This window comes from Streptomyces sp. NPDC048191 (genome assembly GCF_040652655.1).
GTDB lineage: Bacteria > Actinomycetota > Actinomycetes > Streptomycetales > Streptomycetaceae > Streptomyces.
This window is the reverse complement of the sequence record NZ_JBEZMO010000005.1, coordinates 263,592-287,711: the sequence shown is the minus strand read 5'-3', so window position 1 is coordinate 287,711 and position 24,120 is coordinate 263,592. Positions and strand designations below refer to the sequence as shown.

The window sequence follows — 24,120 nt, the reverse complement described above, 5'->3', positions numbered from 1 at the left end:
ACCTCTGCGCGGCACTCCCCGAGCCGGCCCCGAGGAAGATCAGGGGCGTCTCGGGGGCCGACCCTGATGCCCTGCCCCGCCCGCCGTGTGACCATCGTTGGCATGCCGGAAGCCGCAAGCCTGCCAGTCGACGACCCGCGGCCGCCGCGCAAGCTCTACCGCAGCAGCGACGGACGCTGGCTCGGCGGAGTGGCGCGAGGCCTCGCCGGGCACCTCGGCCTGCCCGTCATCTGGGTCCGGCTGGCGTTCGTCGGCCTGTTCATGGCCAACGGCCTCGGCGCGCTGCTGTACGCGGCCTTCTGGTTCTTCGTCCCGCTCGGCGTCGGTGGCGTCGGAGGGCACAAGCCGCCGCCCGCCACGGAGACCGTGCCCGGCGGCCGCCGCAGACTCATGGCCCGCAAGCCGGACCGCGGACAGATCGTCGCGCTGCTCCTCATGGTCATCGTCTCCATGGTGTTCGTGGGCAGCGTGAACCTGACCAGTGCGGCCAAGGCCTATCTGCTGCCCGCCGTCCTCGTCGCGGCCGGTGTCGCCCTCGTCTGGCGGCAGGCGGACAATGCCCGCCGGGCCCGCTGGGTCGAGGTCGGGCGCCGGCGCCGCACCCTCACCCTGCTGCGCGCGGCCGGCGGTGTCCTGCTCGTCACGGCCGGTGTCTCCGCCGTCTTCGTGCTGCAGGGCTCGGCCGCCCATCTCGGCGCGGTCCTCCAGGCGGCGCTCGCCGTGCTCGTCGGCATCACGCTGCTCGCCGGCCCCTATCTGGTCCGTATGACCCAGGACCTGTCCGAGGAACGCCTGATGCGCATCCGCGCCCAGGAGCGCGCGGAGGTCGCCGCCCATGTCCACGACTCCGTGCTGCACACCCTGACCCTGATCCAGCGCAACGCCGACAACGCCGGCGAGGTGCGCCGCCTGGCCCGCGCCCAGGAGCGCGACCTGCGTACCTGGCTGTACAAGCCGGAGGGCACCGGCAAGGACGAGGCGGACGAGCCGGACACGGTCGCCGAGGCGGTACGGCGCAGCGCCGCCGAGGTGGAGGACAAGCACGGCGTGCCCATTGAGGTCGTCGTCGTCGGCGACTGCCCGCTGGACGAGAGGACGGGAGCGCAGATGCAGGCCGCGCGCGAGGCGATGGTGAACGCCGCCAAGTACGGTGGCGAGGGCGGCGCCGTACAGGTCTATGCCGAAGTCGAGGGCAGGACGGTCTTCGTGTCCGTGCGGGACCGCGGCCCCGGCTTCGACATGGACTCGATACCCGCCGACCGCATGGGCGTCAGAGAATCGATCATCGGCCGCATGGAGCGGCACGGCGGCACGGCCCGGCTGCGGCCGGTGCCGGGTGGCGGCACGGAGGTCGAGCTGGAGATGGAGAGGGCGGAGAAGACGTCATGAGCGACGCGACCGAGGCGAACGGCACGGCGGGAGGCCCCGAGGCGGCCGGGACCGGGGCCGCCGACGGCGGCGTGCCCGGACGGCACGTACGGGTGGTGCTCGTGGACGACCACCGGATGTTCCGCACCGGCGTCCAGGCCGAGATCGGGCAGACCGCCGAGACCGGTGTCGAGGTGGTCGGCGAGGCGGCGGACGTCGACCAGGCCGTCACGGTCATCACCGCGACCCGGCCCGAGGTGGTCCTCCTCGACGTCCATCTGCCGGGCGGCGGCGGTGTCGAGGTGCTGCGCCGGTGCGCGGCGTTGATGGCCGACTCCGCACAGCCCGTCCGCTTTCTCGCGCTGTCCGTCTCGGACGCGGCGGAGGACGTGATCGGTGTGATCCGCGGCGGCGCCCGCGGCTACGTCACCAAGACCATCACCGGTACCGACCTGGTCGACTCCATCTTCCGCGTCCAGGAGGGCGACGCCGTCTTCTCCCCGCGGCTGGCCGGGTTCGTCCTGGACGCCTTCGCCTCCACCGACGCCCCGCCCGTGGACGAGGACCTGGACCGCCTCACCCAGCGCGAGCGCGAGGTGCTGCGCCTGATCGCCCGCGGCTACGCCTACAAGGAGATCGCCAAGCAGCTGTTCATCTCGGTGAAGACGGTCGAGTCCCATGTCTCGGCGGTCCTGCGCAAGCTGCAGCTGTCCAACCGTCATGAGCTGACCCGCTGGGCGACGGCCCGCCGGCTGGTGTGACCCCTGCGGCCCGCCCCTACGCCACCCTGGTCGCCCCCGCGAACGGCATGAGGTCGACCGGGGCCAGCCGGACGGGTGCCGAGGGGTTGGGGGCGTGGATCATCTGCCCGTTGCCCACGTAGATGCCGACATGGCTGACGCCGGAGTAGAAGAACACCAGGTCCCCGGGCCGGAGTTCGGAGCGGGAGACGCGTCGGCCCGCGTTGATCTGGGCGTAGGTGGTGCGGGGCAGGGAGATGCCGGCGGAGCGGTAGGCGGCCTGGACCAGGCCCGAGCAGTCGAAGGCGTTCGGGCCGGTCGCCCCCCACACGTAGGGGCTGCCGAGCTTGGCGTAGGCGTAGGAGACGGCCATCGCGGCGCGCGCGTTCGTGGCCGACGCCGCCTGCTCCAGCGCGTCCCGGGTGTCCGAGGCCGACCGGGAGGCACGGCCCGGTGCGCCGGTGCCGTCACCGGTGACCTCGCTCTGCTGCTGCGCGGTGAGCCGCGCCAGCAGCCGCCTGGCCTCGTCCAGCTTGCCGGTGATGGTCTGCTTCTGGCGTCGCAGCTGCGCCTGCCGGGACCGCAGCGACGTCAGCTCGACGCGTGCCGCGCCGCGCAACTGCTCGATCTCCCGCAGCTGTTCACGCACCTGTGAGACGGCGGCGGCCTGCCGGTGACCGGCCCGCTCCGCGAACGCGGCGTCGTCCAGATACTGGTCGGGATCGCCGGACAGGGCCAGTTGCAGGGCCGGGGCGAAGCCGCCGTCGCGGTACTGCGCCGCCGCGAACGAACCGAGCGCGTCGCGGGCCGTGTTGAGCTTGTCCTGCTTGCGGGCGGTCTCGTCCCGCAGCGTGTTCAGCCGCCGCTGCGCGGTGGCCGCCTCGTCCTTCGCGCCGTCGTACTTCTCGGTCGCGGCCTCGGCCTCCTGGTACAGCTTGTCCACCTTGGCCTTCACCTGTGCCGGCGTCAGCTGTGGCTCGGCGTGCCCCGTCCCGTCGAACGCCGTGGCGGTGGCCGCGCCCGCCAGGGCGAGTGTGGCGGCCGTCCGGGCCGCGGGGCCGCCCATCGGGTGTTGCCGGGGCTTGCGGTGCGCTGCCACCTGGACCGTCACGTCCTTCCGTACGACTCGTACGACCGAGGTCCGACCGGGCGGATCGAGCGACTGGTCCGGTACGTCGCGTCCGGCGGCGGCCCGCACAGGGGAAGCGGGCCACCGCCGGACCTTTCTCGGCGGTGGTGGCCGACTGCCGCCCCTGGCCCGGGCGGCGGTGGGGAGTCGGTCACCTGGGGCAGGACGCTAGGCCGCGCTGTGACGGCTTGGTAACGCGGTGTACGGAACTGGTCCGGACGGATCGGGTTGTGACCGTATGTGACCAGACCTCCGTTCTGGAGTCGTCGCCTTCACACAGCGTGGTGACCGAAGTGCGGAATGCGGGACGAGCGGGAGGCGGGAGTGCTATGGGCCGCATATATGCAAGATCGCCGACGGGGTCGTCGAGCGCTGCGGCAGGGCCGGTGACAGGCGGCCCACCCGCCCCTGGTTAGGCTCCGGCCCCATGGACGCACTCATCCATCTCTTCGTCGGCCTGCACATCATCGGCATCGCCGCGCTCCTCGGCGGTTTCCTCACTCAGATGAAGGCGATGGGCCAGGGCACGGCCCGGTTCGTGCCCGGGATGCTGCACGGCGCGCTGACCATGCTGGTCACCGGCGTGGTCCTGGTCGGCCTCAACCAGGCCGACGACCACCACGTCAACACCATCAAGATCGGCATCAAGCTGGCCCTGCTGATCGTGATCCTCGGACTCGTCTATGTGAAGCGTGACGAGGAGAAGATCGACAAGAACGTGTTCGGGCTGGTCGGCGCGCTGACCATGGCGAACGTCTTCATCGCCGTGCTGTGGACCTGACGGTCACGCGTCGCCGCCGTCGGCGCGGACCGCGAGCACCGCACCGGCGGCGACCGCGAGCCACACCGCCACGGCCACCCACAGCAGCACCTGCCCCGGCGGAGTGAGCCACGGGATGCCGAGGGCGGTCGCGACGGACAGCATCGCCACCGCCGTCATCCCCATCGGGAACGCGGTCGACCACCGGCGCATGTCGTAGCCGCGCCGGGGCCGCGCCGCCTCGGCCACCAGCAGCGTGAGGTACCAGGCCAGATCCAGGACGAGCAGCACGACCGTCACCGTGCGCAGCACGTCACGGTCGTCCCCGTCCCACAGATACAGGCCGCCGTCCCCGGCGACGAGGAGTCTCGCCCCGGCCAGCGCCGAGATCGCGAGCGCCCCGCCAGCGATCCAGTGGTCGCCCCCGCCCTCCAGCACCTCCCGGACGTCGAAACGGGCCAGGGCGAGGCCGTAGAGCGCCAGACCCAGCCAGAACAGCACCAGCGCGGTGTGCGCGAGCCACGCCGTGCGCTCGGCCGCGGCCAGCGTGGCGGCCAGCACGGCGAGCCCCTGTGTGGCCACACAACACAGGAACACCGAGCCCGGCATGCGCCGCCTCCAGTGCCATACGACCAGGACCAGCAATGCCGGCCAGAGCAGTGCCGCGAGTGCCAGCAGCGCCGCGGCCAGGGTCCGCCCGCCCAGCGTCGCGAACCCGGTGCCGAGCACCGCGGTCGCGGCGACGGCGGTGAGCGCGCCGGGGCTGCCCGCATCGGCCGCCCAGCGCCGCCGGTCGCCGAGCAGCCGCAGGACGAAGTCGGCGGCCAGCGCGGCCCAGGCGACACAGGTCAACGCCAGCGCCACCCGGGAGAGCGTCTCCGCGCCGGTCAGATGCAGTCCCACCGACAGGATGCCGGTCGCCATCACGGCGGCCCCGGCCGCGGGGGGCCGCTCCGCCCACCACACACGCAGAGCTGAGATGCCGGGCATGCGCCCGATGCTAGGGAGCGGCACGGCCCCCGGCCGTGAAGGGCACGCAGGCGTCCGGCGTAAAGCGCCGGCACGCGTGCGTGGCCCGGTCAGCCCGGGCGGACCACGCTGTGAATGATCGACTCTCCGCCGTAGTAGATCGACTCCTCGCGGACGTACGCGCCCGGCTTCGGGGCGTGGATCATCATGCCGTTGCCTATGTAGATGCCGACGTGGCTGATGTCGTCGTAGAAGAAGACCAGGTCGCCGGGGCGGGCGTCGGCCAGGGAGACCGTGGTGCCCGCGTCGACCTGGTCGTACGTGGTGCGCGGCAGTGTGACGCCTGCGGCCCTCCAGGCGGCCTGGGTGAGGCCCGAGCAGTCGTAGGAGTCCGGGCCGGTGGCGCCCCACACATACGGCTTGCCGATCTGCGCGCGGGCGAAGGCGAGCGCCTTCTCGGCCTTCGTGTCGTAGGAACTGGACGTAGTGGACCCGGACGAGCCGGAGTCCGTCGAGCCGGAGCCGGAGCCCGACCCCGTGGACGAGGACGAGGACGAGGACGACGCGGCCTGCTGCCGCGCTGCCTGTTGCTTCGCCAGCTCGGCCGCCTTGCGGGCCGCCTCCTGCTGCTTCTCCCGCTCGATGGCGGCCAGCCGCGCCTTCTCCTGGGCCGTCAGCTGCGACAGCAGTTCGCGCGCGGTGGCCAGTTTCTTCTGGACGGTGGACTTCGCGGACTGCAGGTCGTGCTGTGAGTCGGTCAGCGTCTGCAGGCTCTGCGCGGCCTCCCGCCGCTTCTTCATGGTCGCGGCCTGCTCGCCGATGAAGTCGTCGACCGCGCTCTTCTCCCGCGAGGTCAGCCGGTTCATCAACTGGGTCTGGTCGAAGTAGTCCTGCGGGTCGTTCGCCAGCAGGAAGGTGGCCGTGTCGGGGGCGGCGGCGCCGGTGCGGTACTGAGCCGCGGCGAAGGAGCCCAGCTCCTCACGGGCCTTGTTGAGGCGTTGGGTGCGCCGGGCGACATCGTCGCGCAGGGCGTCGACGCGTCCCCGCTGTTTGCCGGTGCGCTCCTTGGCGGCGTCGTACTTCTCGGTCGCCGACTCCGCCTGGCGATAGAGGTCGTCGACCTTCTTCTCGACCTCTTCCAGGCTCGGCTTGGCGTGATCGGTGCTCGGGGCGGCCTCGGCGGTCTGTGAGAAGACGGCCATGGAGGTGAGGGCGGCGGTGGCGAGGGCGGGGGTGCGCATGCCCGATCCGAGGGTCCCGCCGGGGCGCGGCTTGCGATGCGACGCCAAGGGAGGCGACTCCTTCCAATGGGCCGCCTACCGGGTTAGCTGTCGGGTTCGGGCGGTGGTTCGGAAGGGTTGCCCTACGGCGTCGTCCCTGGCGGGAGTCGGCCGATTCACCCCAAAGTCGGTGGGTCCCCGGCTCCGGGCACCCGCAGGCGCGCCGGACTCGGCGGGGGCCGCGCGGTCCGGCGAGGTTCGCCGGTAGGGGTCGTACGGCCCGGACGCACGCTAGCCAACTCGTGTGACTCCTGTGAAGGTTGGTGCGTGATATGTCCGATACATTTTCGTGACCTGGGGCCGGTTTCGCGCCTGCGTCACTGCACGCTTCCCCTGCGTGAGTGGGCCTGTCATTGGGCGGTTCCGCTGCGTGAGCAGGGCTGTCACCGGGCGGTTCCGCTGTGTGAGCGGGTCCACGCCCGTTCGGCGGTGAAGATCAACTCTCTTGCGGACCGGCCATGTTCCGGGGACGGCGACCGGTTGTCGGTGGGGCACCCTAGACTCGTAGAGCGATGAGCAGCCTCTTTGACGACAGCTTCCTGGCGGACCTCCAGCCCCCTCGCGGGCACGGGGAGGAGCCCCCGCCGCCGCCCGAGGACGACCACGCTCCGGAGCCGCTTCCGGACGATCTGTTCGGCGGGAAGTTCGACGTGCCGCCGGACCGGGACGCCTACTACCGCGACGGCGCCCCCCGTCCCGCGATCGACACGGCGGCCCTCCTGCACGGGCTGAACGACAACCAGCGCGCCGCGGTCGTGCACGCCGGCTCCCCGCTGCTCATCGTCGCCGGCGCCGGCTCCGGCAAGACCCGCGTGCTCACCCACCGCATCGCCCACCTGCTCGCCGAGCGGAACGTGCACCCGGGCCAGATCCTCGCGATCACCTTCACCAACAAGGCCGCGGGCGAGATGAAGGAGCGCGTCGAGCAGCTCGTCGGCCCGCGCGCGAACGCGATGTGGGTGATGACCTTCCACAGCGCGTGCGTGCGCATCCTGCGCCGGGAGAGCAAGAAGCTCGGCTTCACGTCGTCGTTCTCCATCTACGACGCCGCCGACAGCAAGCGCCTGATGGCCCTGGTCTGCCGCGACCTGGACCTCGACCCCAAGCGCTTCCCGCCCAAGTCCTTCAGCGCCAAGATCAGCAACCTGAAGAACGAGCTGATCGACGAGGAGGACTTCGCCGCCCAGGCGGCCGACGGCTTCGAGAAGACCCTCGCCCAGGCCTACGCCCTCTACCAGTCGCGGCTGCGCGAGGCGAACGCCCTCGACTTCGACGACCTGATCATGACGACGGTCAACCTGCTGCGCGCCTTCCCGGACGTCGCCGAGCACTACCGCCGCCGCTTCCGGCACGTCCTCGTCGACGAGTACCAGGACACCAACCACGCCCAGTACGCGCTCGTCCGTGAACTCGTCGGCACCGGCGCGCACGACGAGGACACCCCGCCGGGCGAGTACGACCTCCCGCCCGCCGAGCTGTGCGTCGTCGGTGACGCGGACCAGTCGATCTACGCCTTCCGGGGCGCGACGATCCGCAACATCCTCCAGTTCGAGGAGGACTACCCGAACGCGACGACGATCCTGCTGGAGCAGAACTACCGCTCCACGCAGACCATCCTGAGCGCGGCCAACGCGGTCATCGAGCGCAACGAGTCGCGCCGCCCCAAGAACCTGTGGACCAACGCGGGTGCGGGCGCCCGGATCACCGGCTATGTCGCCGACACCGAGCACGACGAGGCGCAGTTCGTCGCCGACGAGATAGACCGCCTGGTCGACGCGGGCGAGGCCAAGGCCGGCGACGTCGCCGTCTTCTACCGCACCAACGCGCAGTCCCGTGTCTTCGAAGAGGTCTTCATCCGCGTCGGCCTGCCCTACAAGGTCGTCGGCGGCGTCCGCTTCTACGAGCGCAAGGAGGTCCGGGACGTCCTCGCCTACCTGCGCGTCCTCGCCAACCCGGAGGACTCGGTGCCGCTGCGCCGCATCCTCAACGTGCCCAAGCGGGGCATCGGCGAGCGCGCGGAGGCGATGATCGACGCCCTCGCCCAGCGCGAGAGGATCAGCTTCCCGCAGGCGCTCGGGCGCGTGGACGAGGCGTACGGCATGGCCGCGCGCTCCACCAACGCGGTCAAGCGGTTCAACACGCTGATGGAGGACCTGCGGACGATCGTGGAGTCCGGAGCCGGACCGGCGACCGTCCTGGAGGCCGTGCTCGAACGCACCGGTTACCTGGCCGAGTTGCAGGCGTCCACCGACCCGCAGGACGAGACCCGCATCGAGAACCTCCAGGAACTCGCCGCCGTGGCCCTGGAGTTCGAGCAGGAGCGCGGTGAGGGCGAGGCGGTGGGGCTGGCCGACTTCCTCGAGCAGGTCGCCCTGGTCGCCGACTCCGACCAGATCCCGGACGAGGAGGACGGCGACGGCGTCATCACTCTGATGACCCTGCACACCGCCAAGGGCCTGGAGTTCCCGGTCGTCTTCCTCACCGGTATGGAGGACGGCGTGTTCCCGCACATGCGCGCCCTCGGCCAGACCAAGGAACTGGAGGAGGAGCGGCGCCTGGCGTACGTCGGCATCACACGTGCGCGCGAGCGGCTGTACCTCACGCGGTCGGCGATGCGCAGCGCCTGGGGCCAGCCGTCGTACAACCCGCCCTCCCGATTCCTGGAGGAGATCCCGCCCGCCCATGTGGAGTGGAAGCGGACGGGAGCGGCGGCACCGGTGTCCTCCGGCCCGGCCTCCGGGATCGCGGCCTCGCTGTCCTCGTCCCGCTCACGTTCCTCGGCGGCGGGTGCCTCCGGGTTCGCCACACGGCGGGCCTCCGACAAGCCGGTGGTGTCCCTCGCGGTCGGCGACCGGGTCAACCACGACCAGTTCGGGCTCGGCACGGTCGTCGCGGTGTCGGGCGCGGACGACAAGGCCCAGGCGACGATCGACTTCGGCGACGGCAAGCCGAAGCGCCTGCTGCTGCGGTACGCGCCGGTGGAGAAGCTGTAAGTCAAAGGGCCCCTCACCGAACGGCGAGGGCCCACGGGATGCTCAGGTCGGGTCCAGCCCGTGGCTCCGCAGCCACGGCAGCGGATCTATGGCCGCCCCGCCCGCGGGCCGTACCTCGAAGTGCAGGTGCGGGCCGGTGGAGTTGCCCGAGTTTCCGGAGTAGGCGATCGGCTGGCCGGCCTTGACGCTCGTCCCGGAGGCGACGCGGTAGCTGGACAGATGGCAGTACCAGGTCTGCGTGCCGTCCTTCGCCGTCACGATCATCATGTTGCCGTACGCGCTGTTCCACTTGGTGGAGACGACGCCGTCGGTCGCGGCCATCACTGTGGTGCCGTAGGAGACCGGGAAGTCGATGCCGGTGTGCACGGACATCCAGTTCACGCCGGCCTGGCCGAAGTAGGCGCTGAGCCCCTTCTGCGTGACCGGAAGGACGAACTTGGGACGCAGTCGCTCCTTGAGCGCGGCCTCCGCGGCGGCCTTCTTCTTCTCCAGCTCCTGCTGGTTCTTGAGGTCGATCCGTTCCTGCGTGCGGCTCGCCCGGTCGGCGAAGTCGTCGGCGCCGGCGGAGAGGGTCTTGAGCTGGGTGTCCAGCTTGCTGTTGGCGACCGACGGCTTGACCGCGTGCGCGTCCGAGGCGGAGGCCGTGGTGTCCTTGCCGCCGTCGGACAGCGCGCCGACCGAGGCGGCGGCGATCCCGGCGACCCCCATCACACAGGCCGACGGGACGGCGACGGTCAGCAGCGCGGAGCGCTTGGCGGGCGTACGGCGGCGGGAACGCGCGGCGCTGCGTGAGCCGGCGCGGGGCGTCGGCACCGGAGCGACCTCTTCCTGGTCGTCCAGCAGACCGGTCGCCGCGGGCAGTTCGCCCGTGGCGACCGGCTCGTCGTCGCCGGGGTGCTGGTCGGCGAAAGCGGTGTCCCCGTACGGGACCTCGTCCGCGTACGCCGGCTGGTGCTCGTACGGCGCCTGCGGGAAGGCCGCGGTCGCCTGCGCGTCGCCGGCCTGGTCGAAGACGGCGGTGGCCGACTGGTCGAACGGTTCGGCAGCCTGCTCGGGCACCATCGGACCGGCCTGTCCGCCGGAGTTCCACTGCGTGGCGTCGTACGCGCCCGTGTCGAAGGCGTGGGTGCCCCACTCCCACTGCTGTGCCGGGTCGGCGCCGGACCCGCCGGGCTGCAGCCAGGCGCTCGCGTCCCACTGGCCGCTGATGTCGTTGCCCGTGGCCTGGGCGGGGACCGTCCAGGCGGTGGTGGGGTAGGCGCCGGTGTCGTACGCGGCGTGGTGCTGGGGCGGGTACGGGTCGTAGTGCGGACTCTGGCCGGTCTGCCAGTGCGTGCTGTCGTACGTTCCGGTGTTCTGCCCGCCGGGCATGCTGCCGAAGAGCGGGTCGGTGGAGAAGGAGCCGGTGCCGCCGCTGCTGTCCGGAAAACCGGTGGTGCCGTAGTCGCCGTACGTGGTGAGGTCGCCGTAGGAGGCTTCCTGGGTCCCGTACGGCGCATAGTGCGCGGTGGAGGCGTCGGAAGCCGGAGCCGGGGTGGTCATGGTCCCCGACGGGTGACGGTCGTTCACCAACTTCTCTTTCGCCTCGACAACAGGGGCTGCCAGAGCAGTGCGGCGACTGTACCCGCCGGTACCTGGGCGCGACAATCTTCGGCCTGTTTCGCGTGGGCGGTAAACGGGCATTCGGCGGTGTTTCGGGGGCGCCGGGCACGAGTTTGGCCGAGAGTTCGATTGTTGTTCGAGGTTTGACGACTGTTCGTCACCCGGATGTCACGCCACCGTCAGACCGCCGGCGATCCGGTCGCCGGGTTGCGCGGCGTCGAGGGCCTCGCGTATCCCGGTCGCGACGGCGGGGTGCACGGGAAGGGCGAGATGCCCGATACCGGTCACCCGGACGTTCTGCACGTCGAGGTCCGGGTGTTCCAGGCAGGCCGTCTCCAGCGGCACCATCACGGAGTCCAGATCGCTCCAGAAGCTGACGAACCGCGTGCGGCAGCCGGGTGCCGGGCGGGCCAGCTCCTCGATGACCACCGAACCGGGCCGCATCTGGCGCACGATCGGGTGGGCGTTGGCCAACGGTGCCGCGCTGGTGCCCGCGTGCGGTGTACCGAGCGTGACGAGCGTGCGTACCCGCAGGTCACCACCCAGGCACTGGGCGTAGTAACGGGCGATCAGGCCGCCGAGGCTGTGCCCCACGATGTCGACCTGGTCGCTGCCGGTGCGCTCGCAGATCTCCTCCACGTGCCGGCCCAGCAGTTCGGCGGCCGCCCGGATGTCGCAGGTCAGCGGCGAGTAGTTGAGGGACACGACGCGCTGCCCGCCGTGCTGCGCGAGGTTGCGGCGCAGCAGGAGGAACACCGAGCGGTTGTCGATGAAGCCGTGCAGCAGCACCACCGGCGGACCGGACCGGACCGGCAACTGGGCCGTGCCGTCCTGGGCGGGCACGGCGGTGCAGCGGCGTTCCTGGATGAGGCCGGTCGGATAGAGCAGGAGATGGCCGGCCAGGATGGCGGCCTCGAGGGCGGTCGCCTTCAGCAGGGCCACGGAGATTCCGGCGAGTCCGCCGGGCCACAGCCGGCGGCAGAGCGGGAGGAAGAGTGGCAATACCCCGGTGACCTTCATTGGCCGACCTCCTGTCGGCACACCGGAGGACGGCTCGATCCCCCGTGTGCCCTGATGTCCCACCATGTGATTTCCCCCTCGCCGCGCACCGTAAAACTGCCGGTTGCGGGATGCTGGAGATAACGTTCGTTCACTTCGCGACAGTGGCGGAACGCGCCAAAAGTGCGGTACTTGTCGTTACGAACGGAAGCGATCGCTTCCGTGGTCGTTTGATGGAGGCAGTGATGGGTGTGGCAGCCGGTCCGATCCGCGTGGTGGTCGCCAAGCCGGGGCTCGACGGCCACGATCGGGGGGCCAAGGTCATCGCGCGTGCCCTGCGCGACGCCGGTATGGAGGTCATCTACACCGGGCTCCACCAGACGCCGGAACAAATCGTCGACACCGCCATCCAGGAGGACGCCGACGCGATCGGCCTGTCCATCCTCTCCGGCGCGCACAACACGCTGTTCGCCGCGGTGATCGACCTGCTCGAGGAGCGCGACGCCGCGGACATCCTCGTCTTCGGCGGCGGCATCATCCCGGAGGAGGACATCCCGCCGCTGAAGGAGAAGGGTGTCGCGGAGATCTTCACTCCGGGCGCGACGACCACGTCGATCGTGGAATGGGTGCGGGAGAACGCACGGGTGCCTCCGGCGGTCGAGCCGACAGTCCGGTGAGGCGGGGGCCGGTGCCCCCGGGGGGCTGCCGCCTCCGGACCCGGGCTCCGGCCTGAACGGCCCCGTCCTCACGTGCCGGACGGGCCGTTCGTGCCGAGCGAGGCCAGTTCGCGGGCCATCTCCGCCCTGAGCCGCAGTGTGGTGACCAGGCGCTGGAAGGCCTCCGCCCAGTAGCCGCCGGCCCCCGGTGCCGCGTCCTCCCGTTCGTCGGGTATCGCCAGCAGCGCCTCCAGCCGGGCGGTCTCCGCGGGGTCCAGACAGCGTTCGGCCAGGCCCATCACCCCGCTGAAACTCCACGGGTAACTGCCCGCGTCCCGGGCGATGTTGAGCGCGTCCACGACCGCACGGCCCAGGGGTACGGCCCAGGGCACCGCACACACGCCGAGCAACTGGAACGCCTCCGACAAGCCGTGGGTCGCGATGAAACCGGCCACCCACGCGGCCCGTTCCGCCGGCTCCAGCGTGGCCAGCAGCTTCGCCCGCTCCGCCAGCGACACGGCGCCCGGCCCGCCGGCCTCCGGCGCCGACGGTGAGCCGAGCAGCGCCCTCGACCACTCGGCGTCCCGCTGCCGCACCGCGGCCCGGCACCAGGCCGCGTGCAGTTCGCCCTGCCAGCCGTCCGTCACCGGCAGCGCCACGATCTCCCGCGGTGTCCGCCCGCCGAGCCGCCCGGGCCAGGTGCCGAGCGGGGCAGCCTCCACCAACTGCCCCAGCCACCACGACCGTTCTCCTCTGCCTGCGGGCGGCGTGGCCACCACACCGTCCCGTTCCATACCGGAGTCGCACGTGTGCGGCGCCTCCACCGTGATCGCCGGCGAGTTCCCCGTACGGTCCAGGGCCACACATGCCGCGGCCCGTACGGCCATGCGTGCGGCCAGCGCCGACGCGGGCAGCGCCGACAGCAGTTCCGCCGCCGTCGCCCGCACGTTGCGGCTGCGGTCGCCCAGGGCCTGCTCCAGGAACGGCTCGTCCGCGGCGGACAGACCCGCGCGCAGCGAGTCGAGGAACATCAGCCGGTCCTCCGCCCGCTCCGTCGCCCAGGTCGACGCGAGCAACTCGCGCGCCAGTGCGGGCGTACCCGAGCGCAGCGCGCCCAGCAGGGCCACCCGCTCGGCGAACAGCCCCTCCTGCCACAGCCGGCGCACCGCCTCGGTGTCCCCGGGGTCGGGCAGTGTGGCACCGCCGCCGGGGGTCGCGCGCAGGGCGAAGCGCCAGTCCGCGTTCAGCCGGGCCAGCCACAGTGCCCTCGGGCCCGCGAAGGCCAGCGCCGCCGGGCGCAGGTCCGTACGGCCCCGGGCCGCGTCCAGCAGGGCGGGAAGCGCTTGCGGGGGCGCCGCGTACCCGTGCGCGTTGGCCGCGGCGAGCCACTGCGGGAGCAGCTCCATGAGGTCCGGTGAGCTGCCCCGGCGGCCACCGGTGCCGGCGCCGGAGCGGTCGGCCAGCAGCGTGGTGAGCCTGCGGGCCGCCGCGACGGGCAGGGCCGGGCGCGGGTCCCCGGGCGCCGGGTCCGGCCGGCGCGCCGCCCGCGCGGGCCGCAGCCCCGCCCGTCGCCGAACGGTCGCCACGGCGGCCTCGTCGAGCAGTGCCAGCGGCGCCTGCCGGCCCGGTCCGCCGTACGCCCCGGGGCGCCGGTCGGTGCCGAGGAGAGCGCTGGTGACCAGGTCCTCCCAGGAGCTTGTGGCGGGTGCGGTGTCCCGGTCGCCCGACGTCCCGTTCATCGCGTTGCCTTCCGTCCCCGTGCCTGATGGGTGCTCACGTGTGGTGCCCCTGCGCTGCGGGCGTTTCTCCGGCGCTCCGGTCAGCACAGGGGTACCGCCTCGCCCGTGCCCTCCGGCCAGGCCGTGAGCGGGGTGAAGCCGTGGTGGCCGCACTCGCCGAAGACCTTGACCGGGGCGCCGCCGGAGAGTGCGACCAGTCGCCACAGGCCGGGTCGGGAGCGGGCCGCCCGGGTCAGCGGCAGGGCGCAGTCCGCGTCGGCGTCGGCCAGCTGCCACAGATCGCCGTCCGGGACCGGTATCACCCGGTCCAGGGTCACCGGGACCGACTCCAGCCAGGGGTCCTCGCACAGCGCTTCGCCGTACCGCGCCGCCGCCTCGGCCGTGCTCGTGCCCGGTGGGCGGAACGCGGCCGGTGCCGGCGGGGCGAACCGCTCGCCCAGGGACGACCGGGACTGGCCGGCCCCTGGATGGGCGGACAGCTCCGCGTCCAGGACGAGCCCGACCGGCAGGGAGAGCTCCGGTGCCCGGCCAGCCGCGCCGTAGGACAGCAGCAGCCGGGTGCGGCCCGACGCCGCGCCGTGCAGCCAGGTCCGGCGGGTCGTCACTTTCGGGTCCGCCGTGTCGTACTGGGCGAGGACCAGCCAGTGGTCGCGGACCGGCGTGCCGTCCGCCGGGGCGGGCAGTCCCAGCCGTGCACGGACCGTGGCCGCGAGGGTGTCCGGCAGCCGGTCGCGGCGCAGCCAGCCCTCGTTGAGCAGGTGCAGCAGCGCGCACTCCTCCAGCAGCCGCGCCGGCCAGCCCGCGCCGGACGCCGGGATCGCCCCCAACTCCCGCACCCGCGCGGCGAGTCCGGGCGCCTGCGCGTCGACCATGCGGGCCGCCGTCTCGTCCCACAGGCCGTACCCCGCCTGCTCGGCCGCGGCCAGGCCGCCGCGCAGCAGGTCCGCGAGACGCTGCTCCAGCTCCGTCGCGCCCGCGGTGACCCGCTCGGCCCGCCGCTCGGCCCGCCGCCGCGCCGCCACCGGATCGGCGGGCCCCGCCCCCGAACCGCCCGCCCCGCGCGGCGGCTTGCCCTCGGTCCGCTCCCGTCTGTTCGCGAGCCACTGCCCTGCCCAGTCCGGCGGCTCGGCGCGAGCCGGCACCGAGCCGTCGCCGCCCGCCCACAGCAGGAGCAGCCCGAGCGCGTGCTTGCACGGGAACTTACGGCTCGGACAACTGCACCTGTACGCCGGACCGGCCGCGTCGGCGAGATCCACCACCGTCTGATACGGCCGGCTGCCGCTGCCCTTGCACAGCCCCCACACCGTCCCCTCTCCGCTCCCCGCCTCGGACCACGGACCGGCCGTGCCGAGCTTGCCTCCCGCTGTGCGTGACGCGGCGTCAGGCGCCAGTGACAGCACCTGTTCCGCGGTCCAGTGCGCCCCCTGCTCAGTCATGTCCCCGACGGTAGGTCCCGCCACTGACAATCGGTCCGTAGCGGGCATTTGTGCAGGTCAGAGCGATTGTCAGTGGCGTGGTGCACGGTGGATGCCAGATCCGAACCGGCCGAGCTGGAGGGGGCCTCAGCCATGTCCGCCATGTCTGCCACGTCTGCATCCGCGTCCGTGCGACCGAGCGTCGCCGAACCGAGCCACAGCGACAGCGCACCCGCGCTCCGACCGCACGCCGAGCATGCCTTCGCCGCCGAACTCACCGCTCTCGCCGCGCAGGACGACCGCCCGCGCCCGGAGCGCTGGAAGCTGTCGCCGTGGGCGGTGGCGACGTACCTGCTCGGCGGCGCCCTGCCGGACGGCACGGTGATCACGCCCAAGTACGTGGGCCCGCGCAGGATCGTCGAGGTAGCCGTCACCACGCTCGCCACCGACCGCGCCCTGCTTCTGCTCGGTGTCCCGGGCACCGCCAAGACCTGGGTGTCGGAGCACCTGGCCGCGGCGATCAGCGGTGACTCCACCCTGCTGGTGCAGGGCACCGCCGGCACGCCGGAGGAGGCGATCCGGTACGGCTGGAACTACGCGCAGCTGCTCGCGCACGGACCGAGCCGCGACGCGCTCGTGCCCAGCCCCGTCATGCGCGCCATGGCCGAGGGCATGACGGCCCGGGTGGAGGAGCTGACCCGGATCCCCGCCGATGTGCAGGACACGTTGATCACGATCCTCTCCGAGAAGACCCTGCCCGTCCCGGAGCTGGGCCAGGAGGTCCAGGCGGTCCGCGGGTTCAACCTCATCGCCACCGCCAACGACCGGGACAGAGGGGTCAACGACCTCTCCAGCGCGCTGCGCCGCCGCTTCAACACCGTGGTGCTGCCGCTGCCGGAGAGCGCCGACGCCGAGGTCGGCATCGTCACCCGCCGGGTCGAGCAGATCGGCCGCTCCCTCGACCTGCCGGCCGCGCCCGACGGCATCGACGAGATCCGCCGGGTCGTGACCGTCTTCCGTGAACTGCGCGACGGCATCACGGCGGACGGCCGCACCAAGCTGAAGTCGCCCAGCGGCACGCTGTCCACGGCCGAGGCGATCTCCGTCGTCACCAACGGCCTCGCTCTGTCCGCGCACTTCGGTGACGGCGTGCTGCGCCCGGGCGACATCGCCGCCGGCCTCCTCGGCGCCGTCGTGCGGGATCCGGCGGCCGACCGGGTCGTCTGGCAGGAGTACCTGGAGACGGTCGTCCGCGAGCGCGAGGGCTGGACGGACTTCTACCGCGCGTGCCGGGAGGTGAGCGCATGACCGACGACACCCGCTGGCCCAAGGCCGCCGACCTCGGACCGCTCCTGCTGGGTGTGCGGCACCACGGCCCCGGGTCCGCCCGCGCCGTGCGCGCCGCCCTGGACGCCGCCCGGCCCGCCGCCGTCCTGATCGAGGGTCCCCCCGAGGCCGACCCGCTGATCCCGCTGGCCGCCGACCCGGACCTGCGGCCTCCCGTCGCCCTGCTCGCCCATGCCGTGGACGAGCCAGGCCGCTCGGCGTTCTGGCCGTTCGCCGAGTTCAGTCCCGAATGGGTGGCGATCCGCTGGGCCCTGGAGCAGGACGTCCCGGCCCACTTCATCGACCTGCCGGCCGCGCACTCACTCGCATGGGAGAAGGAGGTGGAGAGCGACGGGGAGAACGAGGGGGAGACGGAACCCGCCGAGTCGCGGGCGCCTGCCGGACCCGGCGCCGAGGGGACCGCCGCGCCTCCGCCGGACGCCGAGGAGACAGGGGAGACCGACGCCCCGGGGGACACCGGGGAGCAGGTCCGTGTCGACCCGCTCGCCGTGCTCGCCGAGGCCGCCGGGTACGACGATCCCGAACGCTGGTGGGAGGACGTCGTCGAGCACCGGGGCCCGGGGGAGCGGGACCCCTTCGCCCCGTTCGCCGCGCTGGAGGAGGCCATGGGCGCACTCCGTGAGCGGTACGGCGCCGGTGGGCACTCCCGCGACCTCGTCCGCGAGGCGCACATGCGGCTCCGGGTGCGCGCGGCACGCAAGGAGTTCGGCGACTCGGTGGCCGTGGTCTGCGGGGCCTGGCACGTGCCCGCGCTGCGCGAGAGGGCCACCGTCGCTGCCGACCGAGCCCGGCTGAAGGGGCTGCCCAAGGTCAAGGCCGACCTGACGTGGGTGCCCTGGACACACCGCCGGCTGGCCCGGTCCAGCGGGTACGGCGCGGGCATCGACTCGCCCGGCTGGTACGGCCATCTGTTCCACGCCCGCGACCGGCCGGTCGAGCGGTGGCTGACCAAGGTGGCGCGGCTGCTGCGGGAGGAGGACCGGATCGTGTCCTCCGCCCATGTCATCGAGGCGGTCCGGCTCGCGGAGACCCTGGCCGCCCTGCGCGGCCGCCCGCTGCCCGGGCTGAGCGAGACCACCGACGCCGTGCGCGCGGTGATGGGCGACGGCTCGGACGTGCCGCTGGCGCTGGTGCACGACCGGCTGGTCGTCGGGGACGTCCTCGGCGAGGTCCCGGAGTCAGCGCCGGCGGTGCCGCTCCAGCGCGACCTGGCACGGCAGCAGCGCTCGCTGCGGCTCAAGCCGGAGGCGCTGGAGCGCGAACTGGAGCTGGACCTGCGGGGCGACACCGACGCCGGCCGCAGCAGGCTGCTGCACCGGCTGCGGCTGCTCGGCGTCGGCTGGGGCGAGCCCGCGCGGTCACGGGGGAGCACGGGCACGTTCCGGGAGACCTGGCGGCTGCGCTGGGAGCCGGAGTTGTCGGTGCGGGTCGCCGAGGCGGGCGTGTGGGGGACGACCGTACTGGCCGCGGCACAGGCCAAGGCCGAGGCGGACGCGACGGCCGCGCGCTCCCTCGCCGACGTCACCGCGCTCGCCGAGCAGTGTCTGCTCGCCGGTCTGCCGGACGCCCTGCCCGTGGTCATGCGGGTGCTCGCCGACCGGGCCGCGCTCGACGCGGACGTCGGCCATCTCGCCCAGGCCCTGCCCGCCCTGGTCCGCTCCCTGCGCTACGGCGACGTGCGCGGCACCGACACCGGCGCGCTCGCCGGAGTCGCCGCGGGCCTGGCCGAACGCGTCTTCGTCGGCCTGCCCCCGGCGTGCGCGGCGCTCGGCACGGACGCCGCGGAGGAGATGCGGGGCCATCTGGACGCCGTGCACACGGCGGTGGGGCTGCTGACGGAGACGCCGGCCGGTGCTGGTGCCGGCGGCATGGGGGCAGGTGTCGGCGGCCAAGGGGCGGCAGGCGTCGGCGCGGGTGCGAGCGAGCACGGTGGCACGGGCCGCCGGGCCACCCCCGGTGCCGGGCCCGGCGATCTGCGGGACCGCTGGCGGACCGTGCTGCGGACCCTGTCGTCGCGTGACACCGTGCCCGGGGTGCTCCAGGGGCGGGCGGTGCGGCTGCTGCTGGACGACGGGGAGTTGGGGGCCGAGGAGGCGGCGCGACTGATGGGCCTCGCGCTGTCACCGGGGACACCGCCCGCCGACGCGGCCGCCTGGATCGAGGGCTTCGTCGGGGGCGGGGGCGGGCTGCTGCTGGTGCACGACGAGCGGCTGCTCGGCCTGGTGGACGGCTGGCTGACCGGGGTGTCCGCGGAGGCGTTCACCGACGTACTGCCACTGCTGCGCCGCACGTTCGCCGGTTATGAGCCCGGGGTGCGCAGGACGCTCGGTGAACTGGTCCGGCGCGGCCCCGGAGCCATGGCCGGCCGCGCGGCCCACGAAGCCGTGACACCCGGTTTCGCCCCCGAGCCGGACACCGAACGCGCCGACGCCGTACTGCCGGTACTGCGCCTGCTGCTCGGCCTGGAGAACCCGGCCGGCCGCGGCCCGACCCGACGAGAACCCCCCGACCGCGCCCCGGCCACCCGTGCCCCGGAGTGGAGCGGCCTGGTCGAGGTGGGGACGGGGAAGGCGGGCGCGGTCGGGGGCGGCACCGATGACGACGACAGTTGTGCGGGGGTGGGGGTATGACGACCGAGTCGATGCGGGGGGACATCGCGGATCCGGCGCGGGAGCGGCTGCGGCGCTGGCGGCTGGTGCTCGGTGGGGAGCAGGCCGACGGCACCGGATGCACCCTGTCCGGGCGGGACGCGGCGATGGACGGCACGCTGGCCGCGCTCTACGGCAAGGGGGACAAACCGCAGGCGGGACGGGAGCGTTCGGCGGGACTCGGGGCCTCGGCACCGTCGGTGGCGCGCTGGCTGGGGGACATCCGCACGTATTTCCCGTCCTCCGTCGTCCAGGTCATGCAGCGCGACGCCATCGACCGGCTCGGCCTCGCAAATCTGCTGCTGGAGCCGGAGATGCTGGAAGCGGTGGAGGCGGACGTCCACCTGGTCGGCACGCTGCTCTCGCTGAACAAGGCGATGCCGGAGACCACGAAGGAGACGGCACGCGCGGTCGTGCGCAAAGTCGTCGAGGACCTGGAGAAGCGGCTGGCGAACCGCACCCGGGCCACCCTCACCGGCGCCCTCGACCGCAGCGCGCGGATCAGCCGCCCGCGCCACCACGACATCGACTGGAACCGCACCATCGCGGCCAACCTCAAGCACTACCTGCCCGAGTACCGCACGGTGGTACCGGAACGGCTCGTCGGATACGGGCGTGCCGCACGGTCGGTGAAGAAGGAGGTCGTGCTCTGCATCGACCAGTCCGGGTCGATGGCGGCGTCCGTGGTCTACGCGTCCGTGTTCGGCGCGGTCCTCGCCTCCATGCGGTCGATCAGCACCCGGCTGGTCGTCTTCGACACGGCGGTGGTCGACCTCACCGACCAGCTGGACGACCCCGTCGACGTCCTCTTCGGCACCCAGCTCGGCGGGGGCACGGACATCAACCGGGCGCTCGCCCACTGCCAGTCGCAGATCACCCGGCCCGCGGAGACCGTGGTCGTGCTGATCAGCGACCTCTACGAGGGCGGTATCCGCGACGAGATGCTCAAGCGGGTGGCGGCGATGAAGGCGTCCGGGGTGCAGTTCGTGGCGCTGCTCGCGCTGTCGGACGAGGGCGCGCCCGCGTACGACCGGGAGCACGCGGCGGCCCTCGCCGCGCTCGGCGCACCGGCCTTCGCCTGCACGCCCGATCTGTTCCCCGAGGTCATGGCGGCGGCGCTGGAGAAGCGGCCGTTGCCGATACCGGACACCGTGTGATGCCGGACACGAAAGAGGTGGGAAAAGGGACATGACTACCCATCGGTAACAGGGGGCTTGCGCGGCCGCGGGCGAGGCGTGCAAGGATCGGCGGAGCCCGTGTCGTTGCCGAGCCGAGGATGTCCAGCTCCTTGACCTTCCCAGCAGCCCCCCTTGGTACCACCGTGCGCGTGCTGCGTACGGCGGCCGGGCGGCGTGCGCTCCAACTGGTGCTGCTGGTGGGCGGACTGTTCGTGCTGGGCTTCCTCTGCGGCGAGCAGGCACACGCGGCCGACGGAACCACGGTGCCGGCGAAGGCGACTTCGGTGCGGTCCGCGGTGACCGGGCACGAGGATCCGGCGCGGCCCGTACAGGCGGTCGGCACGGCCACCGAGCGGGTTGCCGCCGACCTCCACACCGCCGACCTCCACGCCGCCGACCTCCACACCGTCGGCGCCCGCACCCTCGGCGAACAGGCCGTCACCCCCGTACGCGACGTGCTCACCACCGTCACCCGGACCGTCACGGCCACCGTCACCCGGACCGTCACGGCCACCGCCGCGCAGGCCGTCGGTGAAGAGCCCCGAGCCGCGCCCCCCTCCCTGCCGCTGCCCGGCCTCACCCCCGTGAAGGACGCGCCCGTCCCTCCGATGCCGGAACCGGCGTCCACGGCGCCCGGGTCACAGCGGCACGGCGGTGCTGCGGCGACGTCCGCTGCGGTGGCGCAGAAGCAACGGCACGCCCGGGCCCACCCCCGTGCCGCGACCGTCCACGCGCCGGCGCCGACGGCCGCGTACGGCCCCGTGGCGATCCCCGCTCCGCAGTCCGTGGCGCGTGCCTTCGCCACCCACGGCGGCGCCGCCGTGGGTGCCCCCGGCCGCCCGGCGCCGACTCCGGACCCGGACGGTGTGCTCGGCAAGCAGGCGGCCGACGCCGGCGCGTCCCGGCACGGCGACGCACACGCCGTCACCCTCGACGGCCGGGCGCCCCTGCGGCTCACGCTCGGCGCCGCCGCGCGCGTCGACGCGCCCCGCACCCGGGAACGGCACCGGGACATCCCCGTCTTCCCCGGCTAGCCAGCAGGGCGACCTCCCCGCCACGGACCTGTCGCGCGGGGGCGGAACAGGTCTGCCCGCCCGTCCGGACCAGCCCGGCGGTCAGCGCTGCCGACAGTCGAAGCGCTCACCGCGACCGGTGCTCAGCGGTCTCCGGACGGCACCCCTAGCCGATTCCAGCCGTTACCGAAGGACTTGACGCACGCAATGAACAAGAACATCCGTCGTTCGATCGTGATAGCCGCCGGTGTCACCGGCGCCTGGGCGCTCGGCTCGGCCGTCGCCAGCGCCGACGAGCTCTCCTCGGCCTCCGTCTCCGCACCGGACGCGGGCGGCGAGGCCGGCGGCGCCACCGAGAGCGTCGCCGGGACCGTCGACGGCGTCCTCACCGGCGTCCACGACACCGTCTCCGGCGTGCAGAACGCCGTCGGACACACCGTCTCCGGCCTGACCGGCACGGCCGTCTCGACCACCTCGACCGTCTCGGGCACCGCCACCGCGGCCACCGGGTCCACGCAGGTGACGCGGACCGCCACCACCGCCCTCACCGGCACCGCCGACCAGACCCGCCGCTACGTCGACGCCCAGGTCCCGGCCGCCGCGAAGATCCGGGGTGCCGAGGCCGTCAGGGGCGCTCAGGCGGCCCGTCGGACGCAGACCCACGTCCAGGCCCACGTCCGGGCCGACGGCACGCACGCCGCCGCCCACGCCACCCACGCGGCCGCGCACGCCGCCCCGACCGCTGCTCGTGCCGTCCCCCACGACACTCCGCAGAACGAGATCGACTACCTCTTCGGACCGCTCTCCTCCTTCGCCCCCGAGGTCGAGGAGGCCCTGGCCGCCGCCCAGACCAAGCTCCAGGCCACCCAGGCGGCCGCCCGTGCGAAGGCGCAGGGTGTCGAGGGCGTCGTGCGGACGACGGCTCTGCAGACCGTCGCCGGAGCGCAGGGGCGGACGGCGGGTGCCGCGGCCGGCGCGCGCGGCACGGCCACCGCGGCGACCGGCGCCGCCCAGGCCTCCGTCGCGGGTGTGCCCGCGCATGTCACCGGTACGGCCACGGGTGCCGGGCAGCGGGTCGTCGGCACGGTCCGGGCCGTGCCCGGCGCGGTCACCCCGGTGGTGGACGAGACGGCCGCCGGCGTCGTCCCGCCGGTGGCTTCCGCGGCGGTGCACGGGGCGGTGCCGTTCGCCGGTCGGGCGGTGACGGGCGCGCAGGGCACGGCCGGGCACGTGGTGGCGGGCGGGTACGGGACCGCCCAGGGCACCGTCTCCGCCGCGCACGCGGTCGCCGGGGGCACGGTCTCCGGCGCGCTGGGCGTCGCCGAGGGCACCGCGTCGGGTGTGTACGGGACGGCGCGGGCGGCGGTGTCGGGGGCGTACGGAACCGTCGCGGACACCGTCCCCGGTGCGTACGGGACGGCCGGATCCGCAGCGTCGGGCGTGTACGGGACCGCGGGCGGTGCCGTACCCGCGGTGCACGGGGTCGCGACGGGTGCCGTCGACGACGTGCGGCCGGTGGCCGCGGGCGCGACGGCCTACGCCGGGGCGCCGGCCGGTCAGGTCGCGCAGGACGCCACGGACGCGGTGCTGCCGCCGGTGGCCTCCGGTGCCGTGCGCGGGATCGTGCCGGTGGCCGGGCAGGCCGTCGCCGACGCGGGCGCCCTCGGTCACGGCGTGGCCGGTGACGTCCAGCCCTTCGCGGGCGGTGCCGTGGACGCCGTACCGCCGCTCGCGCACGGTGTGACCGCGCAGACCGGGGCCTTCGCCCAGGGCGTGGCCGCGCAGGTGCCGCCGTTCGCGTCGGGGGTCACCGGCGCGACCGCACCGCTCACCCACACCGTCACCGGCGCGGTCGCGCAGACCACGTACACCGCAGCGGGAGCCGTGCAGCAGGCCGCCGGCACCGTCGCGCCCGTGGCCGGGCAGGCCACCGGGACCGTGCTGCCGGTGGCGGACGGGGCGGGCGGGAGCACGGCCGGTCTGGTCCACGGCGTCGCGGGCGGGACCGGGCCGTTCGCGGGCGGGGTCACCGGCGCCGCCGCGCCGCTCGCCCAGCAGGCGGCGGCCTTCGGGTACGACCTCGGGGGCACGGCCCGGGACGGCGGCGCCCCGCTCGCCGGTCACGCCGTCGGCGGGGCGGAGGGGGTCACCCGTACGGCCGTACCGGCGTACCTCCAGGGCTACGGCGTGCACGGGGGTCCGCAGGGCATGCGATACCAGGGCTGAGCGCCCCGAACCGCTCCGCGGGGTGCCGGTACCCGGGCGGCCGAATGCCGTCGGCCCG

The 24,120-nt window shown here is 73.6% G+C and carries 17 protein-coding genes and 1 riboswitch; of the genes, 10 read left to right on the top strand and 7 right to left on the bottom strand.

Features of this window, described 5'->3' with window-relative positions; translation table 11 throughout:
* Positions 1–102: 102 nt before the first annotated feature.
* Complete coding sequence (locus AB0D93_RS11815; protein ID WP_362117003.1) at positions 103–1,389, top strand: PspC domain-containing protein; 1,287 nt, start codon at positions 103–105, stop codon at positions 1,387–1,389.
* Positions 1,386–2,129 (top strand): response regulator transcription factor, encoded by a 744-nt coding sequence (locus AB0D93_RS11810; RefSeq protein ID WP_362117000.1) that lies wholly within the window; start codon positions 1,386–1,388, stop codon positions 2,127–2,129. The genes AB0D93_RS11815 and AB0D93_RS11810 overlap by 4 nt, the downstream gene beginning before the upstream one ends.
* 16 nt (positions 2,130–2,145) lie before the next feature.
* Here the strand turns inward: AB0D93_RS11810 and AB0D93_RS11805 are convergent, their stop codons facing one another.
* Positions 2,146–3,207 (bottom strand): NlpC/P60 family protein, encoded by a 1,062-nt coding sequence (locus tag AB0D93_RS11805; protein ID WP_362117266.1) that lies wholly within the window; start codon positions 3,205–3,207, stop codon positions 2,146–2,148.
* A 457-nt stretch (positions 3,208–3,664) separates the two neighbouring features.
* On the opposite strand from AB0D93_RS11805, the gene AB0D93_RS11800 reads away from it, so the two are divergent.
* The gene (locus AB0D93_RS11800) at positions 3,665–4,018 is read left to right on the top strand and encodes a hypothetical protein (RefSeq protein WP_362116997.1); all 354 of its coding nucleotides are present in this window, start codon (positions 3,665–3,667) and stop codon (positions 4,016–4,018) included.
* Between the two features lie 3 nt (positions 4,019–4,021).
* Here the strand turns inward: AB0D93_RS11800 and AB0D93_RS11795 are convergent, their stop codons facing one another.
* Together AB0D93_RS11795 and AB0D93_RS11790 are read right to left on the bottom strand one after the other, a co-directional pair.
* Positions 4,022–4,987, bottom strand: coding sequence for a tellurite resistance/C4-dicarboxylate transporter family protein (locus tag AB0D93_RS11795; protein WP_362116994.1), 966 nt, complete (start codon positions 4,985–4,987; stop codon positions 4,022–4,024).
* Positions 4,988–5,076: 89 nt separating this feature from the next.
* The gene (locus tag AB0D93_RS11790) at positions 5,077–6,255 is read right to left on the bottom strand and encodes an NlpC/P60 family protein (protein ID WP_362116991.1); all 1,179 of its coding nucleotides are present in this window, start codon (positions 6,253–6,255) and stop codon (positions 5,077–5,079) included.
* 7 nt (positions 6,256–6,262) lie between these two features.
* Positions 6,263–6,431, bottom strand: a riboswitch (cyclic di-AMP (ydaO/yuaA leader).
* A gap of 327 nt (positions 6,432–6,758) precedes the next feature.
* Here AB0D93_RS11790 and pcrA point away from each other — a divergent pair.
* On the top strand, positions 6,759–9,239 hold the full coding sequence (pcrA, locus tag AB0D93_RS11785; protein ID WP_362116988.1) for a DNA helicase PcrA: 2,481 nt from the start codon (positions 6,759–6,761) through the stop codon (positions 9,237–9,239).
* A gap of 42 nt (positions 9,240–9,281) precedes the next feature.
* Here the strand turns inward: pcrA and AB0D93_RS11780 are convergent, their stop codons facing one another.
* A complete protein-coding gene (locus tag AB0D93_RS11780; protein ID WP_362116985.1) occupies positions 9,282–10,808 on the bottom strand; it encodes a peptidoglycan DD-metalloendopeptidase family protein in 1,527 nt (508 codons plus the stop codon).
* Between the two features lie 201 nt (positions 10,809–11,009).
* Positions 11,010–11,861: an alpha/beta fold hydrolase gene (locus tag AB0D93_RS11775; RefSeq protein ID WP_362116982.1), complete on the bottom strand. Its 852-nt coding sequence runs from the start codon at positions 11,859–11,861 to the stop codon at positions 11,010–11,012.
* 224 nt (positions 11,862–12,085) lie between these two features.
* Between AB0D93_RS11775 and AB0D93_RS11770 the strand changes: the two genes are divergently transcribed.
* Positions 12,086–12,517 carry a cobalamin B12-binding domain-containing protein gene (locus tag AB0D93_RS11770; protein WP_362117263.1) on the top strand — a complete coding sequence of 144 codons (432 nt, stop codon included), beginning with the start codon at positions 12,086–12,088 and terminating at the stop codon, positions 12,515–12,517.
* A 68-nt stretch (positions 12,518–12,585) separates the two neighbouring features.
* Here the strand turns inward: AB0D93_RS11770 and AB0D93_RS11765 are convergent, their stop codons facing one another.
* Together AB0D93_RS11765 and AB0D93_RS11760 are read right to left on the bottom strand one after the other, a co-directional pair.
* The gene (locus AB0D93_RS11765) at positions 12,586–14,235 is read right to left on the bottom strand and encodes a DUF5691 domain-containing protein (RefSeq protein ID WP_362116979.1); all 1,650 of its coding nucleotides are present in this window, start codon (positions 14,233–14,235) and stop codon (positions 12,586–12,588) included.
* A gap of 80 nt (positions 14,236–14,315) precedes the next feature.
* Positions 14,316–15,671: an SWIM zinc finger family protein gene (locus tag AB0D93_RS11760; RefSeq protein ID WP_362116976.1), complete on the bottom strand. Its 1,356-nt coding sequence runs from the start codon at positions 15,669–15,671 to the stop codon at positions 14,316–14,318.
* Positions 15,672–15,812: 141 nt separating this feature from the next.
* On the opposite strand from AB0D93_RS11760, the gene AB0D93_RS11755 reads away from it, so the two are divergent.
* The 5 genes from AB0D93_RS11755 (at position 15,813) to AB0D93_RS11735 (ending at position 24,062) form a co-directional block, all read left to right on the top strand.
* On the top strand, positions 15,813–16,958 hold the full coding sequence (locus AB0D93_RS11755; RefSeq protein ID WP_362116973.1) for an AAA family ATPase: 1,146 nt from the start codon (positions 15,813–15,815) through the stop codon (positions 16,956–16,958).
* Entirely contained in the window at positions 16,955–19,627 is a 2,673-nt protein-coding gene (locus AB0D93_RS11750) for a DUF5682 family protein (protein ID WP_362116970.1), read from the top strand. Before AB0D93_RS11755 ends, AB0D93_RS11750 begins: the two co-directional genes overlap by 4 nt.
* Before the next feature lie 11 nt (positions 19,628–19,638).
* A complete protein-coding gene (locus AB0D93_RS11745; RefSeq protein ID WP_362117260.1) occupies positions 19,639–20,802 on the top strand; it encodes a VWA domain-containing protein in 1,164 nt (387 codons plus the stop codon).
* 131 nt (positions 20,803–20,933) lie between these two features.
* Positions 20,934–21,857, top strand: a complete 924-nt coding sequence (locus tag AB0D93_RS11740; RefSeq protein ID WP_362116967.1) for a hypothetical protein — start codon at positions 20,934–20,936, stop codon at positions 21,855–21,857.
* 186 nt (positions 21,858–22,043) lie between these two features.
* Entirely contained in the window at positions 22,044–24,062 is a 2,019-nt protein-coding gene (locus AB0D93_RS11735; RefSeq protein WP_362116964.1) for a hypothetical protein, read from the top strand.
* Positions 24,063–24,120 lie beyond the last annotated feature (58 nt).